This window comes from Terriglobales bacterium (genome assembly GCA_035487355.1).
Lineage (GTDB): Bacteria > Acidobacteriota > Terriglobia > Terriglobales > Acidobacteriaceae > QIAW01.
In genome coordinates this window covers 24436-40426 of sequence record DATHMF010000099.1, presented here as the reverse complement: position 1 = coordinate 40426, position 15991 = coordinate 24436, and the positions used below count along the sequence as shown (strand labels likewise).

The window sequence follows — 15991 nt, the reverse complement described above, 5'->3', positions numbered from 1 at the left end:
CTTCAAATATTCCATGATCCGATCAACCAATGCGTCAACCCGCGAGCGCAGCGAGCTGAAAACCTGGCAACTGGGAACATTGGCTGCTCCGGTGGTGGTCAATTTGAATGGGATAAACATGTTATTTCGCTGCGGCCTGGTGCTGGTTCTTGCTTCCACGTTACTCGCGGCCAAAGCGCAGAAGCCGGCGCCCGGATGTTGCGAATCCGGCGTCGAACGGCTGTCGCCACGCCAGGTAAAGGCCCTGCTACGCAAGACGGAACCCATGGAAGCCCCGCGCGGAGACATGGTACGCCTGGAGGGGACCGTCGTATTGGCAATCGAGGTTGACACCGTGGGCAGCGTAACCTGCATACAAATGGTCTCAGGACATCCGCTCATCATCCAGTCGGCCATTGATTCCGTCAAGCAGTGGAAGTTTCAGCCTTATAGGTTGCGCGGAGTCGCAAAGAAGTTCTGTGGAAGAATCGCTATTCGCTATAGCGTGAACGAGCACGGCCTGAAGTACGATGTAATCGAAGCACCTTGAATTAAAACAAAAACTTACCACAGATTTCACGGGTTGCTTTTCAAAAATCCGTGGGAGGGTCATGGGCGGCGCTGAGGCCGCCCATGTTTTCAGCTATGTATTTCTAGCGGGACTGGATCTTGGTCGCGAACTTCACCGTCTCGCTCGTGGTAACACAGGTCGGACTAGGACATGGCCCACCTGCTGTGGTCACGATGACCTCCGTAGCCCGGATGGCTCCCGGGGGCCCATCTTCACTTGCCAGGGCCGAGCCGGTGAGGCTAAAGGGACCTCCGCCCGGAGGGTTGCGCGGCAGTTGCGGCATCTGCGTGGTATCAATGGAAAACGTTGCGCCGGGGTTAATGGTGATCGGGGGATTTTGCCCAAGTTGGTTCCCGAATGCATCCAGCAGAATCAGGCCAACATGGACTGGGGCCGAGCTGGAGTTGGTGAAGGTCCAAAAAGTGTCGGCGTTGCTGGTGGCTTTCCATTTCTCGCTGAACAGGGTCGTATCCGTCACACTGATGCTGAAGTTATAAGCCGCGCCACCGTTAAAGTTTGGAATCATGGCCTGGGCATAATTTGGCGATGGCGGGGGAAATACCGGTCCCGGACAGGTAAATGCTATCCTTTGCCGCTGCTGTGGAAAGCCAATATTGAGCGTCACCTCCGGGGCCATCGTGGACGTGTCATTCGCAGAGCTGCCCGGGCAGCCGCCAAACACCATCATGGGGATGATGGGCCTGCTCATTCCCCGGCTTTGCTCCACCGAATACGAGTGGCCGGCCTGCGCCGAAAACAGGTAAGTGGTGGCCGTGCCCACCGGGATCGAGTCTGACTCTTCTCTCCCATCAGGAACCACGGTTTGGATATTATTTCCTGGCCCTTGCGCCAGCACAAGCGCCGGCGAGAGCAGCATAAAACATGCAAATAAACTACAGAGTTTGGTTTTCATATTTTTCACAAAAATGGACCTTCTCCTTGAAATTTGGACCGCGAACAGCACCACACATGTAGTGGCTCGAACCTGCAAAACATAGGAACTTTATTTTTGCGGGCAAGGAGGCATACTCAACCTCCTGGGCTGGTCACCAACTGCCTTCTAGTCGTGGAAAATGAGGACAGCCTACCAGAGCAGCCGCCCTTCTATAATGAAAATACTGAGAAATTTGTTACCAAAAAATGCAGGAGAATACTTTTGGTTATTTATCCCATATTGGCTCAATCTCGTTATGGGACTGATTTTGGAAGGCTGAATTGTCACGCTGTGACGTTCGGTTTATTTTCGTAGGCTGACCCGATGTGGCAGAGCTGGTCCAAAGTTTCCGCGAACAATTCATAGAGCATCTTCAGCCGTTCGACATCTTTGATGACCCCAACCACCTCGAAATAGAGCTCGTCCACGCCCTCGGGGAGCGCGGCCCCGAACCAGCCTTCGTCGTCTTTGACGGTGAAGCGAATGGCCGGCTGCGCGGCGATCAGCTCCCGGATTCTGGCATCGGCAAACAGTTGCCGCAACTTCATTTCAGAATTGCCCTTAATGATGAAGTCCTGGTCAAAGGGTTCGTAGCCTACCGCAACATCCTGCATTCCGAACCATTTGGCGATGTCGCTGAAGATACCTTTCCGGTAAATGGTGAAGTGAAAGCCATCCGGATTCACATAGGGCGCCCGCATCCGGGTGTAGGTTACTGACGATTTTCCGTTCGAAACCGTATAGGTGTCCAGGGTAATGGTCCATTCACCGTGCGTAGCTTCGACCTTGTCCCCTTTCCAAAAGCCTCCTTCGATGTAACGCCCGTCGATCTTGCCGCAGAGTTGCCGCCAGATCTCTTCTTTACTTGGACCTAACAGCTTGCGCAATATATCCATGCTTTTTTCCCCTCGGGATTGAACCCGCCTTGATTGTAACGAAATCGAAATATTATTTTGAGTTTTCCCAAAAACACTATTTAGCGATTTTGTCTTGACGGAGGCCATCCCGGTCATGTAAACACCTACGTACCGTCTGGCGGCAACTGAAAGCGGCTGAGGTTTGTATTGAGCAGCAACATCTGCTGAAAACTTCAGAAGCTGGAATGCATTTCAAGTGAACTTTGGAAAGATGACTTTTTGATAGGCGCTTGCCGCACTCCTGCGCTTGGAAAGCGTTGCCACACAACTCCGACAAACCACTGTGAACAGATTGACCTAACGAATGCGGGCCTCCCCGCCTGCGTTGTGCGCTCCTGTCACAGATTGAGTGCCTTGATAGCCCTGCTCTTGCTGGCCCTTCCGGTTTGTGCACAGTCAATGTGCTGACGCATCACATCACAAAATGATAATGGCCTCCGCACAGGTCAACCTGGGATGACCAGGTTTACCGTCAACCGCGCTCTTGAGTTGCGCACAACCAAGTATGCTCACGGAGGAAACCATAATGAATTCAAAGTATCTGTATAAAGTACTTGAACCCAGGACCGTAGTATTCCGCATGCTCTGTCTGCTTGTCGGGCTCTGTCTCTGGCTGCCTGGCGCCCACGCCCAGTTGCTGTGGGATGGCAACGCCGCCCGCGGCACGGGCGTTTTTGAAGGATTGGAGGAAGCTCCCGGACGCATCAGCGTCGTCAGCGACCCGAAGGGCCAACACGGCTTGGTGTTTCGATACGACACCTGGGACGATCCCAGCTTCGGCAAGGAGCGCTGCGAGTCCAAGGGCACGAGAACGCCCGGCGGTAACTTCCGGGTGGCCAAGGGCGGTACCTACTTCGTAGGCTGGCGCGCGCTGTGGAACCCGATGCCCACAAACGGCGCCTGGGTCGCCATGTGGCAGATGCATGGTTACGGCCCCGCCGGCCAGGGTGCGCCGCTGGTCCTGCGAGCCTTGAACGGAGACGGCAATCTTTACATGCAGAACAACGTGAATGGGACGAACGTCAACTTCTGGAAAACCAAGTTTCCTTTGAATTCATGGAACACGTTTGTGGTCCACGTCCACCTGGCGACCGACAACACGGGCTGGGTGGAGCTGTGGTACAACGGCATCCCCCAAATGTTCATCAACGGTAAGACGCGCTTCAACTGTCCTACCTGGGATGCCAAAACGGGTTCGTTCGTCATGTTCAAGTGGGGCGTTTATCGCTCCGGCAGCGTGAACGGGAAAGGTCCCGCCTCGGCGTTCCTGAGCGGCGCCAAAATCGGCTTGACCTATGCTGACGTGAACCCCAACTAATGAGGTGAACGCCAATGGTTGGAGCTCGGTTTCCGGTGACGGCCCGGGCTCCAATTTTCTACCCACGCTTTGCTGAAGCGCGAGCTGTCCGGCCAGTTATAATTCGGGAGCACCTTCACCTATATATGGAGGAGACGTCTCCATGAAAAAGGTATTCGTTCTGGCCGTGCTGATGGTACTGATAAGTTCAGCATGGGCGCCGCGGCTCGTGGCCGGCGCCACAGGTTCGCCGGAAGAGGCTATCGGTAACTTCATCGATCAGAATATCGGACTCACCTCGCAGCCATTCACCCTCGCGCAGTTGCGGCTCCGGCTCCACGCAACAACAAAGAGCACTCGCCAGGTCCAGAACCCAAACGTCCCCGGACAAACCGACCGCATCGTCGTTCTCGACGACGGCAAGGGCGTGGTAGTTGAGGCCTACGTGCCCGCCACCGGCGCGCTGCTGATTCAGCACATCACCGTCACCACGGCTGATCGCAAGCTGCCCGCCAAGTTGCAGATCGGCCACAGCTCCCTCGACGACATATACGCCGCCTTCGGCGCCGGTGCCGAGGAGAGCAAGGGCCCAGGCGGCATCCCCGCCAAGCGCTATTCCAATTTGGAACAAACGGCCAGCGCATCGTTCTGGTTTGATCACGAACGCCTCGCTGGCGTGGAGTGGACCTTCAACGGGGACTAGGCCAGGTGTGACTAACCAAAGGGATGGTTAAGACCGCTACACGTTCGCCAGGTTAAAGTTCACGGTAACCGTTGTCTCCACCTCGACGGCTTCCCCATTCAGGAAATACGGGCGGTAGCGCCATTGCTGCACCGCGTCGACCGCTGTTGGAATCAGCTTCGGGTGTCCGGAGATCGGCTTGACCTCGATGACCTTGCCCTTTTTATCAATGACTACATGCAGCACGACTTGGCCCTGGATGCGGTTCGCCTTCGCATACTCGGGATAGGGCAGCACCACTTTGTGCGTGAGCATTCCTTCTTCAACATTCCCGGAGACCCGGACCCGGTTGAGCGAGACGCTCGAGTTCGCGCTGCCACTTTCCGAATTCGATTTGGACCCGGCCTGCGACCAAAGTACGGCCGATGCCAGACAGACGAGCACGAGGAGTTGGGCTTTCCAAAATGTCTTCATAACCCGGAATTGTAACCCCAAACCAGGAGCGCCAACCAAGAACAAGTAGGTAGGCCACCTGTTTAGCTTCTAGTAATCTTCAGGCTCCGGATTTCCCCGTGAAGTAATACCCCGCCCCCACCCATTACTTTAAGTAGTCTCTGTATTGGTAAGCCATTACAATTCAATGACATATGGACTGGGTTGGTGAGTGGTTGAGTAGTATCAGTGTGTTAACAGATCTATAAACGCACGCACAAGAGCCACCTGCGTCCGGCCATTAGATTTTCAAAGAACTCATGGGCTTCCTACCCTTGTTCTAAGGGCTCCGCGGTAAACCGCTGCGCCCTCGCGCTCCGCTCGCGCGATCCGGCGCTCGCTTCGCGCTCACCCTTAGCCCTGCATTCTTGAATGCCCTCGCAATGATGGCCCACAATCCTTAAGGAATCAACAGTTTGATATCAGAATGGTACCATTTTGGGATAAAGCAAAGGCTCACCGCGGATTTCACGGATTGCGCGGATTTTGACTGAATCCTGCTGCTGAGTGCTTGGTGACAACTATAGCTCCAAGACGATGGTCCGCACGGATGCGGGGAATATCCATCGGCGCAACGTTCGCAGCACAACGATGGCCGCGCCGAAGATGAAACCAACCATGCCGAATCCGAGAAGGTCTGTGGTCTCATCCGCCGGGGTGAAGGCGATCGCGGGATTCTCGAAGCCCGCTGCCTGCTCATCAAATCCAGCGGCAGCTTGCGGTTGACTCTCGACGGCCGCAGTTCGGGAAGCACTCCTGCTTTTTTGACCGTGGGCGATGGTTGGAATGGCGAAAAGCAACGGCAAAAGCAGAAATCCGGCGATAAGTTGACGTGTCGTGATCATGGTGTTCTGGTGGAATAGACTCCGGCGGATGAGAAAAGGTTCCCGGTCTGATTTGAGCTTTGGAGGCCGGGAGCCCCATGCCCGCGCAAAGCGGGGCGTGGGCCTGAAGAGATTTGTCCTTATTGTTTTTCCACTTCGTGAATGGCGCTCTCAAATCTAAACGTGCCGTATCAGCCTATGATCAGCTCATATTCTTCAGGGATCGTCGTCCTCTTGCAAGGGAAACTGCTTCCACTCCCAGTAGCCAAGCACCTCTTGCTGGGAGCGATCGAAAGCCCTGTTGTATTTGTGGGTGTGGGGTGAAGGGAATTCCACGCAATCCACTTTCGTTAATCCGCGTTTCACCAGGACGCGCTCAAACTCTCGCAATTCGCCATAGGCATAGATAACGTTATGATTGTCGTACACCAGCGAGTCAGAGGTGCCGACTGAGGCTATCCAGATGTGGTGCCGTCCGTCGTTTTCGAAAAATTCTTTGAACCGGCCCAGGAATCCTTCAGCTTCCTCGCGCGCGACCGGGTTGGCAACCTGATATCGTCCTGCTTCCCCGCCGCCTCGCGGGACTGTCAAGACATATAGGATGCCAAACGGTTCGAACATCATGCGCATGAGAGCAAGCATGAGAGAGACGTGCTGTCCGGCAGGCGCAATCACCAGGCGCTCCGGTCCTGCCGTCTTCTCAACGGCAAAGACATTGGGATATTCGTAGCTTCGTCCGTCGTCGGGAGTCACACCGAATTTGTAAGTCAATTCCATGCTGCTACATGTCTGCTTAATTATAAGGTCGCACTAGTGACTGACTGAAATTAGTCGGAGTGCAGCAGAAAAAATAATAAGGATAAAATCTTTTTAGGCCCACGCCCCGCTTTGCGGGGCATGGGGCACCCGGCGTGGGCACCCGGCCAGCCGTAACCTTGAGTTAAAATTTCTGTCTAGTCATTTGTGGCTGGCCTGGATTGCTGCGTTCTCCTTGACTGTGCGCCAACCGTTGTTTCCACCGCGTACCGTCGCCTCGGCAACGAGTCCTCCAAAGACATCCGAATACTCGGGAAACTGTTTTGCGAACGTGCTGATGAGAGCCTGGTTCTTCTGTTCGATCTCCCGGGAGTCCTTCCATGGGTCAACCTCATGAGCAATTACCAGGTATAGTTTTCCGTTGAGCGGGATGGTGTTCACATGGAGGATGGAGAAAGCTCCTGAGGGTCCCGTGAGTGAGAAAGGAGCGCGGCCACGAAACTCCTGAGGCGGCGTGACCTGTTGCGCTTCCCGCTGAATCAGATCCTCCCTGCCCGTGTGATAGAAGGGACCTCGTGCAGAAATACTGGCGGCGTCGGAGTACAGAAGGCCGGCATTGAGAGCATGTCCGCGACTTTTTTCCGTTCGGGCCATTGCCATATATTCGTCGGCTGACTTGCCCAACGCAGTTCCTATCGTCGCATAGAAGGAGTACACCTGCCATTTCTCAGCGCTGGGAATCAGCCATACAGAAACAATCCAGGTCTCTTGACTGCCTTTACCTTTGGCTGACACAAGTGCGTACGCCTGCTCCGGAATTTTTTGTATTGCCACGGTCACGCCAGCTTCAGGATGGGCAGCATCTTTCGAGCAGATGGCAACCCCGTTGCTCTTGGATGTGTCCCCCCATCCCGTCAGCGTCATGATCCGCTCGATCTGAAGACCGTCAAATGGACCTGCTGACTTGAAGACCTGCAAAGCACCAGCGAATTGATCCCGGGGAGTGTTTGCCTTCGCTGCCTCTGTGAACTGGCTGTAAGCGGCGTCCACGTCTCCTGCGAGGGCCGCTTGCACGAACTGTAGGCTGACCGCAGCGACATCTGACTTCTTCTTCGAGTCAATCTCCCCGCCATCATGACACTTGTAGTAAAAGGACGACTGACATCCGCCGGACAAAAGCAGTGTCATAACCACGAAAAGAAGTTTGACTGGCTTTTGCTTCCAGGAATGCTGGGTTATGGCGCTCATGATGGAGTCATTTTAACTTACAGCCGGGTGCCCCATGGTTTCCCGAAAGCGAAGCGTGGGCATAAAAAGATTTTATCCTTATTGTTTCTCCACTTCGTTATAGTCACCTCATGGAAAATCTGACCATTGAATATGCATTGACGAGGGGAGAGATTGTCCGTGGATTCTTCCATAGCTTGGGCAGTTCGGGGAGGTTCAGGATCGTGATCCTGCGCAATGCAGCCGTGTTAGGCGTGTTTGTCTTCCTGCTGCGGGCTGCCATCATGCGGTCAGTCACATTTCAGGATGTTCTCATTGCCCTCGCCTTCGCTTTGGGTGCGTTGTTCTTTCTGCCCCTGTGGATGTTCATCAGCGGCAAGACAGCCAAACGAACGCTCACGGTTTCGCCCGAGGGCATTTCTACCGAAATTGGATCACTCAAGGGAAAGGTGCCCTGGCGCAAAGTAAGGATAGTAAGCGACACGGGCCAATTCATTCTCATCGCCAATGCCCTGGGGAACGCATTCTTCGTACCCAGCCGGGCGTTCTCCGGACCCGAGCAGCGTGCTTTGTTTTTCTCCGAAATCAACCGCTCCGCCGAAGGCCGCACGTAGCGCTAACAAAGAGCGAAAAACAATAGGGATGAAATCTTTTTAGGCCCACGCCGCGCGTTGCGTGGCATGGGGCACCCGGCTAACTGTTGGCTGACTGTTCCTCTCTGTGCTAGAGTTGGGCGATCATCTTTGAACTCTATTGAGATAGGGTTACCTCATGAGTCTCACAGGACTGCTTGTCCCTCTGCAAAATCTGCTTGGCACATTCCAGGCGGAACGCCATTATAAGGATGAGAGAAAAGATCAGGCGTTGACCGCGATTAATAAAGCACTCTTGGAAACGAAACAATATATCGAAAAGAGCGCGGGCGGAAAACGCTCTTCGCGCAAGGTCGAGTATCGGCTCGCGGAGCTCTGGGCTGACGCCGCAATGAAGTCAAGATACGCAAGCGGCGATATCGCGGTACGCCTGCAGAATAAGTCTTTGTTCTGGTCGGGTGATCTGAAATGGTCGCGCGAAGAAGTCTTGGAAAAACAAATTGACCTGGATTCAATACAAAAGGTAGTGAAAGGCCTGCTCGAGAATAAGTAAGCCGGCAAATCATAACCACGCTTGGCCGTGAAGCGGGGCCGGGGCACCCGGCCAAGTAAAATAAAATGTGATGAACGATACTCAGCAAAACCTTCCAGACTCGCTGGATGGCGCCGCAACGCAGTTTAGCGAGTTCCTGCGAAACAACGGGTATCCCGGCGAGGTATGCTGGATCACAGCCGACGATGTTGCGGTTGATCCGCAGGGCAAGTTTTGGCTTAGGGATCGCTCAGAATCGCGTCTAAGACAAGCAGAGCTGCTGTACCGTTCGGGCGTTGAGCGTGGACTCGGCATCGCTCTCCGCGCGGTATGCGCTAATGAGACAACCACCTTTGCATTGATCTTTATCCCACGTGACGAAACTGAGGCGCAGTACGCAATGATGGGAAGGGGAATTAAATTATCATGCCCCACTATCAGACGCCCGACGATGGTCGTAAATAATTTGCTTTGGTGGTGGACCCTAAGAGCACGGAATAGAAAACGCGAGAATATCCTGCAAATATAGACGAAACGGCCGTCACTTCTAGAACAATTCGGAAGGAAATCATTCTACCGACTAATAGCGCCCTATGAGATCAAGTGCTGAACCCAAAGAAACTCCGGTAAGACGATGATGCATGTCTATCGCATGCCGCTCAGTCATGCTGGCAATCAAATCGACAACAATTCTAGTCAAGGCTCGGTCATGATCGGGCAAATTGAAAATGGTTTCAACCTGTTCACGTGAATTTGCGGGTAAAACATGCCAATGCTTTTCATCAGCAGCAACTTCACGGTAGATTTTGAACAGGTCCTTAATTACGCGGCGCTGACCATATTGCTGAGTCGCAAGCGATGGATTGTCGATAACATAGTGCCAAGTCAGATTTTTCAGCATCTTAACTTCGCGCTTGAATCCCGGAGAGATTTCTAACCTTATGTCATCAGATTCATTAACAAGTTTGGTGCTTTTGACATACCGCGCTATCAGCCCCGCCGTAAACGTCCGAAGCGCGGAGCGCTGGTCCTGAGTTCCTTTGTAAGACTCAGACAGGGGCACTGAATCCAAAAACGGATCAAAAGTCTTCTCATGTTGCTCAAAATCTGCGGAGGTCATCCCCTCTTGTGCTTGAAGCCGTTTCGCCGCGGCAATATAAAAACGTTGGCGCTCATTTTTATCTGAGACGAGGATATGAATTGGGATAAGACGTGCTCTATAAAAATCTTCGAGATCATGAACAGAATAGGTAATATCATCAGCCCAGTCCATAATGGAGGCTTCTAGGCTTTGCCGTTCGTCTCCAGTGGAATTAAGTGCGCGTGCAAATTTGAATTCATCTTCCTCGCTCTGGTAAGCACCCCATTTTCTATATTTTTTCCCTACCGTTCCCCTCATCCACGGATACTTCAGTACCGCGTTTAAGGTAGCCCTGGTAAGGTTCAACCCGTGGGTTTGATCTGAACGAAATGCTAACTTTGTCACAATTCGAAACGACTGGGGGTTTCCCTCAAACCCATCTGCTAGATCACCGACTGGATCAGTACCTGCGGCGTGATCAGAACCGTGCCTTGCTAGTTCATCCAGGGTCATTTCAGCGATGTGACCAAAAGGAGGGTGTCCGAGATCATGCGCCATGCATGCTGCTTCGACAACATCAGGATCAACGCCTCCCGATTTATTGCAGAAATCCTGCTGTTCTTTATAAAGTTTCTCTGCAAGCCTCCGCCCGACTTGGGCAACTTCTAATGAATGGGTGAGCCTGTTGTGAAATACGTGCCCTTCATCGGCAGCAAAGACTTGGGTTACGCCAGCAAGCCTTCTAAACGCACTGGTAAATAGAATACGGTCGCGATCTCTTTGCGCCGGGGACCTGTTGTCCGCAGGACGATCAGTTGGCGAAAAACGATCATACCTATCTGCCGGTTTGGAAGAAGACGTTGCCAAGGTTGAAGACACAACCTAGTTAGATAGTCGGGACTAGCCGTAGCTTTTGGTCTGCAGAAAACTCGACGGCATTTTGTGAGATTAGATACCAAATAGCCACTCGAATAGCGACATCAGATAATGACTTTTCTTTGGCCAGGTTCGCAATGAGTTCTGAAGGAGTCATCTCATGTCCCCGAAGAACTTCTATTACTTCGTCGCGAATGGAAGATTCAGGATGTGGTTGTTGTACGGCCATTCCAGCCATTGGATGCTCCTTGTTATAGCCAAGTTATGCTTAATTTGCAACTACCCACCTATATATTGTGGTCGAAATCCAAAACCCCAATAGGGAGTATAATGGCTGGCGTAAAAACTGAACTAATTCTCCAATTATTCACCTGGAAATGTCAACGGAAATTTTTGGAGACGATCCAAGTGTGGTAAGGACTAGGAAGACTAGGGTTTGACGGCTACGATGGGCACCGATGAAGTTCCCTTACGAGCTTTTAGTTTGGCAGGCATTATATAAACATGCTCTAGATACTGGCGGGTAAATTCAATCACGTCCATCGCGTCTTCGGGTGTTACATCAGCCAAACCATCTTTATCTGGGTGCGCACCATCATTTCTCACGAGCCGGACTTCATGCGCAAAATCTCTCAGCGATTCTGTTATTTTCCCGCTCTTATGGAGATCGTCTATCTGGTCGACCAACCTGCTCCCCTTTGCTCCCAAAGCTAACGCGCTCGTCTGAATTGCGCGGCCGCACATTACAACACAAGCTTTGTACGCTCTGATCCATTGGCAGCGAAGTGCCTCAGCAAAATCCTCCTTGACCATGGCTGGTACACTTTCATCCACCCGATCGTTCGGCTTACCGATTGGAAAAACGCTACTTAAGTTAAAGGGGGACTGCGTCCCTCCCGGCTGTTGACTACCGATGACTAGGACATACTCTTTGCAGCTCTGGCATTGTGCAGCACTGACCATCCTCCTGGGATGGGCTTGCTCCCGGTACGTGGCTACTGGCTGGAAATACGATTTCGTTTCACAGTGTGGGCAAATCCCGCTTGCGCCAATTTGGTTAAATTGATGGTCGGGAAAGTTAACGATTTCCATTGCGCCATTGTATTCCCAAAAGTAAAACGGAACTAGAGTGGGCAACAGATCGACAACTGAGGCGTTTTGCACATGTAACAACATAGATTCTGTAGCTAGAAGAAGTACATCACAGAAGTTAGGATTTCGAGCCGTATGATACCAGCGCACGCCAGAACAGGCGGGGCTTCAACTCTCCCTTGTTCGTATCCCTTGGTCTGATAGGGTTTATTGCTCTTCTGTCGCTATTTTCTTCACCCTCTCTCGACCAAACCGGGTTGTGTTTTCGCGTTCACGCGAAGTATCGAAATCGGTTTTGCAGGCAAAGCGAGAGTACATACGAAATATTATCTTTCTCATTCTTGGGGCAACAATCGGCTCGGTCATCACACATCTTAATTGACCGATTGTTCAAATAACCAGCAAGGCAAAGCCGCCTCTCGTGGTATCACCGTGATATCAAAACCTTCATTTCTCAGAAATTTTAGGTCATCATTGATTTGGAAGTGTGTCTAGCATTCAAGAATGCGGGCATAGGCCTTTTACGGTCTTTGAAAATTCAAAAAGCAGTGCTCGGTACTCAGTCCTTCGCCCTCAGAAACGTCTCGCGGATGTTATCTATCCAGGAAATACCGCCGACTACCAGCAAGTGCCCGCCGCGAAAGCGACTTTCCTCAGTAAATACGCGGTGATCACGTTGCTTCAGAGACTCAAAACACTTGCGAGCAAGTGGGTGGGGGCGCTGGCGGGAATCCGGGAGCCGAAGGTTACTAAAAGCTAAAGGGGCAGCTTTCGCCGCCCCCAAAGCATTTTCGAACTTCCCGAGACGTAGCAAGCTACGTCTCTACGATGAAGCGTTGTAACCTACGAGCATCCCGAAGTCGAGCCGCAGCTCATGCACCTATAGCAACTTCCATTCCGGGTCATAATCGCCCCGCAAGTGTGGCATGAAGGCGCGTCGCCCATATCCACGATGCCCTTCAGCATGTCAGAAGCATGATAGGAAGCGCCCGAAACGCTCGGCGGCAGGTAATCCCCGGCTGTTGGCGAAGCGCCTGCTGCCGAAGCTTCATTTTTATCGGGCAGCATGGGACCGACCGCCGGCCTCAGGCCATCGAACAGGGACTGCTGCTGGCCGGTGAGGAAGCGCATATGCAGCCAGCGGAAGATGTAATCCATGATGGATTTGGCAAAGCCGATGTCGGGGTTCTTGGACCAGCCGCTGGGCTCAAAGCGCGTGTGCGCGAACTTTTCGCACAGCATCTTGAGCGGAACGCCATGTTGGAGCGCGAGCGAGGCGGCGGTGGCGAACGAATCCATCAGGCCCGAAACGGTTGAGCCTTCCTTGGCCATGCGGATAAAGATCTCGCCCGGCTCGCCGTTCTTATACATCCCTACCGTAAGGTAGCCCTCGTGGCCACCGACTTCGAATTTATGCGTGATGCTCAGCCGCTCTTCCGGCAGGCGGTGGCGCACGGCGCGCGGCGGAGCGTCCAAATTTTGCTCCAGTGCTTCCATAGCCGAGGACGGCTGTGCCACACCTGCCAGGCCCACAGTCGAGGAGGTCTGTGCCAGATTGGTTGATTTCGCCGTTGCCGTTCCGGCCGCCGAGAGGGGCTGCGACTTCTTGCAGCCATCGCGGTAGATGGCCACGGCCTTGATCCCCAGGCGCCACGACTGGATGTAAGCTTCCATGATGTCTTCGACCGTGGCGTTCTCGGGCAGGTTGGCGGTCTTGGAAATTGCGCCGGAGATGAAGGGCTGGGTGGCCGCCATCATGCGCAGGTGGCCCATGTAATGGATGCTCCTCGTGCCCTTGGCCGGCTTGAAGCTGCAATCGAACACCGCCAGGTGCTCGTCTTTAATATGGGGCGCGCCTTCGATGGTGCCGGTGGCGTCAATGTAGCTGACGATGGCGTTGGCCTGGTCTTCGGTGTATTCCAGCTTGAACAGCGCCGCGGGCACAGTGTTGTTCACGATCTTGATCATGCCGCCGCCGACGAGTTTTTTATATTTCACCAGGGCCAGGTCGGGCTCGACGCCGGTGGTGTCGCAATCCATCATGAAGCCGATGGTCCCGGTGGGCGCGAGCACGGTTACCTGCGAGTTGCGGTAGCCGAAGCGCTCGCCTGAGGCCAGGGCGTCATCCCAGCACTGCTTGCTGGCTTCATACAACGCGGCCGGAACGTTGGCGCGGTTGATGTTGTTCACGCTCGCCCGGTGCATGCGGATGACATCGAGGAAGGGCTCGCGGTTGATATACCAGCCCGGGCAGGCGCCGCCCGGCATCTGGCTGCGGACGTAGTCGCTCTTGGATTGCTCGGTGCCCTTCTCGTTCACGTAGCGCAGCGTCTCTTCGAAGCTCACCGGAGTGTAGACCCCCAGCCGCTCCTGCACCAGCTTGGTCGCCGGGGCGAGCGCGGGGCAGAGCTCGGCAATGCGCGAAGATTGCAGGTAAGCCTGGCCGCACATGATGGCGGTGACGCATCCGGCGTAGTCGCGGCCGGCGTCGGAGTCATACGGCAGCCCCGTGGCCATCAGCAGCGCACCCAGGTTGGCGTAGCCCAGGCCCAGCGGACGGTAATCATGCGAGTTGCGCATGATCATCTCAGTCGGGTAGCCGGCGTTGTCTACCAGAATTTCCTGCGCCGTGATCAGCACATCCACCGCGTAGCGGTAGGCCTCAACATCGAAGGTTCCGTTAGGCGCAAACTTCATCAGGTTCAGGCTGGCCAGGTTGCAGGCGGAATCATCGAGGAACATGTACTCCGAGCAAGGATTCGAAGCATTGATCCGCGCCGTGTTCTTTGAGGTGTGCCAGCGGTTGACCGTGGTGTCGTACTGCATCCCTGGATCGCCGCACTGCCAGGTGGCTTCGGCGATCTTGCGCAGCATCTCGCGCGCCTTGAAGGTCTTGACCACGTGGCCGTCTTTGATCGCCTTGGTTGAAAATTCGCCATCGCGCTCGACGGCATGCATGAAGTCATCGTTCACGCGCACTGAGTTGTTGGCGTTCTGGAAAAAGATGGAGCTGTAGGCCTCGGCGTCGGGCGAGCTGCCGTCATAACCGGCAGCGACTAAGGTGTGCGCTTTGGCCTCTTCTTTCGCCTTGCACTCGATGAACTCAACGATATCAGGGTGGTCAATGTTCAGGATCACCATCTTGGCGGCGCGCCGCGTCTTGCCGCCCGATTTGATCACGCCGGCAAAGGCGTCAAAGCCTTTCATGAAGCTCAGCGGCCCGGAAGCTTCCCCGCCGCCGCTCAGTTTTTCGTTCGACGAGCGCAAGGGCGAGAGGTTGGTGCCGGTGCCTGATCCCCACTTGAAGAGCATGCCCTCGGTCTTGGCCAGGGTCAGGATGGAATCGAGCGTATCCTGCACCGCATTGATGAAGCAGGCCGAGCATTGCGGATAGCTGTAGCCCGTGCGCCCGAACTCGACGCGTCCGAGCTGCGGGTTCCAGTGCCAGTTGGTGGCGTCGGAGTTGGGCTCAAGCCGGTCGCAGCCCACGTTGAACCACACCGGCGAATTGAAGGCCGCCTTCTGCTGAATCAGGATGTGCACCAGCTCATCGTGAAAAATCGCCGCGTCTTCGGCGGTGCGGAAGTATCCGCCGGCCATGCCCCAGTCGCGGATGGTCTCCGCCACCCGGCTCACCAGCGCGCGTACGCCGCTCTCGCGCTCGGGCGTACCGATCTGTCCGTGGAGGTACTTGCTGGCCACGATGTTGGTCGCGGTCATGGACCAGTCTTTCGGGACCTCAACATTCTTCTGCTCGAAAATCACTCCGCCCTGCGCGTCAGTGATGGCCGCTGTGCGCAGCTCCCACTCGACCTCGTCATAGGGCGAGACCCCCGCCCGCGTAAAAAACCGGCGGAACGCGAGGCCTGGAAATTTCTTCTTGTCTATTACTCCTATACCTCTGGGAACCTGGGTTTCAGAACGAGGTTCTGCCTGGTTTTCCGATGGACGGGTTTCGGATTGGCGGCCGGCGTCGGGAGTGGCACTGGTCACAGCCTTCTTCGTAGCTTCATTGGCAAACGGGGTCATATCTTGATAGCTCCATTTTGGTCCGCTCAATTTTTTTCTCCGGTTCGGGGGTACCGGAGCTCTGTCGCCGGAACGGTCGGCTCATGATCGCTCTTGTCTAAAAATTCTT

At 54.3% G+C, this 15991-nt stretch carries 15 protein-coding genes; 5 read left to right on the top strand and 10 right to left on the bottom strand.

The features are described from left to right. Window positions 1-13 precede the first annotated feature (13 nt). The gene (locus VK738_17965; GenBank protein HTD24550.1) at window positions 14-529 is read left to right on the top strand and encodes an energy transducer TonB; all 516 of its coding nucleotides are present in this window, start codon (window positions 14-16) and stop codon (window positions 527-529) included. Window positions 530-632: 103 nt separating this feature from the next. On the opposite strand, the gene VK738_17960 is transcribed toward VK738_17965, so the two are convergent. Together VK738_17960 and VK738_17955 are read right to left on the bottom strand one after the other, a co-directional pair. After that, window positions 633-1463, bottom strand: coding sequence for a hypothetical protein (locus VK738_17960; protein HTD24549.1), 831 nt, complete (start codon window positions 1461-1463; stop codon window positions 633-635). A 305-nt stretch (window positions 1464-1768) separates the two neighbouring features. Further along, window positions 1769-2380, bottom strand: a complete 612-nt coding sequence (locus VK738_17955; protein ID HTD24548.1) for a hypothetical protein — start codon at window positions 2378-2380, stop codon at window positions 1769-1771. A gap of 547 nt (window positions 2381-2927) precedes the next feature. Here VK738_17955 and VK738_17950 point away from each other — a divergent pair. Further along, window positions 2928-3719 (top strand): heparin lyase I family protein, encoded by a 792-nt coding sequence (locus tag VK738_17950; GenBank protein ID HTD24547.1) that lies wholly within the window; start codon window positions 2928-2930, stop codon window positions 3717-3719. A gap of 142 nt (window positions 3720-3861) precedes the next feature. Continuing rightward, a complete protein-coding gene (locus VK738_17945) occupies window positions 3862-4401 on the top strand; it encodes a hypothetical protein (GenBank protein HTD24546.1) in 540 nt (179 codons plus the stop codon). A 36-nt stretch (window positions 4402-4437) separates the two neighbouring features. Here the strand turns inward: VK738_17945 and VK738_17940 are convergent, their stop codons facing one another. The 4 genes from VK738_17940 to VK738_17925 all read right to left on the bottom strand — a co-directional run bounded on the left by VK738_17940 (window position 4438) and on the right by VK738_17925 (window position 7700). Further along, entirely contained in the window at window positions 4438-4854 is a 417-nt protein-coding gene (locus VK738_17940; protein HTD24545.1) for an energy transducer TonB, read from the bottom strand. 539 nt (window positions 4855-5393) lie between these two features. Further along, window positions 5394-5717 carry a hypothetical protein gene (locus tag VK738_17935; protein HTD24544.1) on the bottom strand — a complete coding sequence of 108 codons (324 nt, stop codon included), beginning with the start codon at window positions 5715-5717 and terminating at the stop codon, window positions 5394-5396. A 195-nt stretch (window positions 5718-5912) separates the two neighbouring features. Further along, window positions 5913-6473, bottom strand: coding sequence for a hypothetical protein (locus VK738_17930; GenBank protein HTD24543.1), 561 nt, complete (start codon window positions 6471-6473; stop codon window positions 5913-5915). A 180-nt stretch (window positions 6474-6653) separates the two neighbouring features. Next, window positions 6654-7700 carry a hypothetical protein gene (locus VK738_17925; protein HTD24542.1) on the bottom strand — a complete coding sequence of 349 codons (1047 nt, stop codon included), beginning with the start codon at window positions 7698-7700 and terminating at the stop codon, window positions 6654-6656. Window positions 7701-7903: 203 nt separating this feature from the next. Here VK738_17925 and VK738_17920 point away from each other — a divergent pair, with 203 nt between their 5' ends. Next, window positions 7904-8293 carry a YcxB family protein gene (locus VK738_17920; protein ID HTD24541.1) on the top strand — a complete coding sequence of 130 codons (390 nt, stop codon included), beginning with the start codon at window positions 7904-7906 and terminating at the stop codon, window positions 8291-8293. A gap of 157 nt (window positions 8294-8450) precedes the next feature. After that, window positions 8451-8825: a hypothetical protein gene (locus VK738_17915; protein HTD24540.1), complete on the top strand. Its 375-nt coding sequence runs from the start codon at window positions 8451-8453 to the stop codon at window positions 8823-8825. 559 nt (window positions 8826-9384) lie between these two features. Here VK738_17915 and dgt read toward each other — a convergent pair. The 4 genes from dgt to VK738_17895 all read right to left on the bottom strand — a co-directional run bounded on the left by dgt (window position 9385) and on the right by VK738_17895 (window position 15882). Next, window positions 9385-10752: a dNTP triphosphohydrolase gene (gene dgt, locus VK738_17910; GenBank protein ID HTD24539.1), complete on the bottom strand. Its 1368-nt coding sequence runs from the start codon at window positions 10750-10752 to the stop codon at window positions 9385-9387. A gap of 19 nt (window positions 10753-10771) precedes the next feature. After that, window positions 10772-10999 (bottom strand): hypothetical protein, encoded by a 228-nt coding sequence (locus tag VK738_17905; protein HTD24538.1) that lies wholly within the window; start codon window positions 10997-10999, stop codon window positions 10772-10774. Window positions 11000-11190: 191 nt separating this feature from the next. Next, window positions 11191-11853, bottom strand: a complete 663-nt coding sequence (locus VK738_17900; protein HTD24537.1) for a DUF4145 domain-containing protein — start codon at window positions 11851-11853, stop codon at window positions 11191-11193. An 843-nt stretch (window positions 11854-12696) separates the two neighbouring features. After that, a complete protein-coding gene (locus tag VK738_17895) occupies window positions 12697-15882 on the bottom strand; it encodes a vitamin B12-dependent ribonucleotide reductase (GenBank protein HTD24536.1) in 3186 nt (1061 codons plus the stop codon). Window positions 15883-15991 lie beyond the last annotated feature (109 nt).

Excerpts from the sequence above, each read along its gene's own strand:
- VK738_17965 (HTD24550.1), top strand. The coding sequence starts at position 14 with ATGATCCGATCAACCAATGCGTCAACCCGCGAGCGCAGCGAGCTGAAA.
- VK738_17960 (HTD24549.1), bottom strand. The coding sequence starts at position 1,463 with ATGAAAACCAAACTCTGTAGTTTATTTGCATGTTTTATGCTGCTCTCG.
- VK738_17955 (HTD24548.1), bottom strand. The coding sequence starts at position 2,380 with ATGGATATATTGCGCAAGCTGTTAGGTCCAAGTAAAGAAGAGATCTGG.
- VK738_17950 (HTD24547.1), top strand. The coding sequence starts at position 2,928 with ATGAATTCAAAGTATCTGTATAAAGTACTTGAACCCAGGACCGTAGTA.
- VK738_17945 (HTD24546.1), top strand. The coding sequence starts at position 3,862 with ATGAAAAAGGTATTCGTTCTGGCCGTGCTGATGGTACTGATAAGTTCA.
- VK738_17940 (HTD24545.1), bottom strand. The coding sequence starts at position 4,854 with ATGAAGACATTTTGGAAAGCCCAACTCCTCGTGCTCGTCTGTCTGGCA.
- VK738_17935 (HTD24544.1), bottom strand. The coding sequence starts at position 5,717 with ATGATCACGACACGTCAACTTATCGCCGGATTTCTGCTTTTGCCGTTG.
- VK738_17930 (HTD24543.1), bottom strand. The coding sequence starts at position 6,473 with ATGGAATTGACTTACAAATTCGGTGTGACTCCCGACGACGGACGAAGC.
- VK738_17925 (HTD24542.1), bottom strand. The coding sequence starts at position 7,700 with ATGAGCGCCATAACCCAGCATTCCTGGAAGCAAAAGCCAGTCAAACTT.
- VK738_17915 (HTD24540.1), top strand. The coding sequence starts at position 8,451 with ATGAGTCTCACAGGACTGCTTGTCCCTCTGCAAAATCTGCTTGGCACA.
- VK738_17905 (HTD24538.1), bottom strand. The coding sequence starts at position 10,999 with ATGGCTGGAATGGCCGTACAACAACCACATCCTGAATCTTCCATTCGC.
- VK738_17900 (HTD24537.1), bottom strand. The coding sequence starts at position 11,853 with ATGGAAATCGTTAACTTTCCCGACCATCAATTTAACCAAATTGGCGCA.
- VK738_17895 (HTD24536.1), bottom strand. The coding sequence starts at position 15,882 with ATGACCCCGTTTGCCAATGAAGCTACGAAGAAGGCTGTGACCAGTGCC.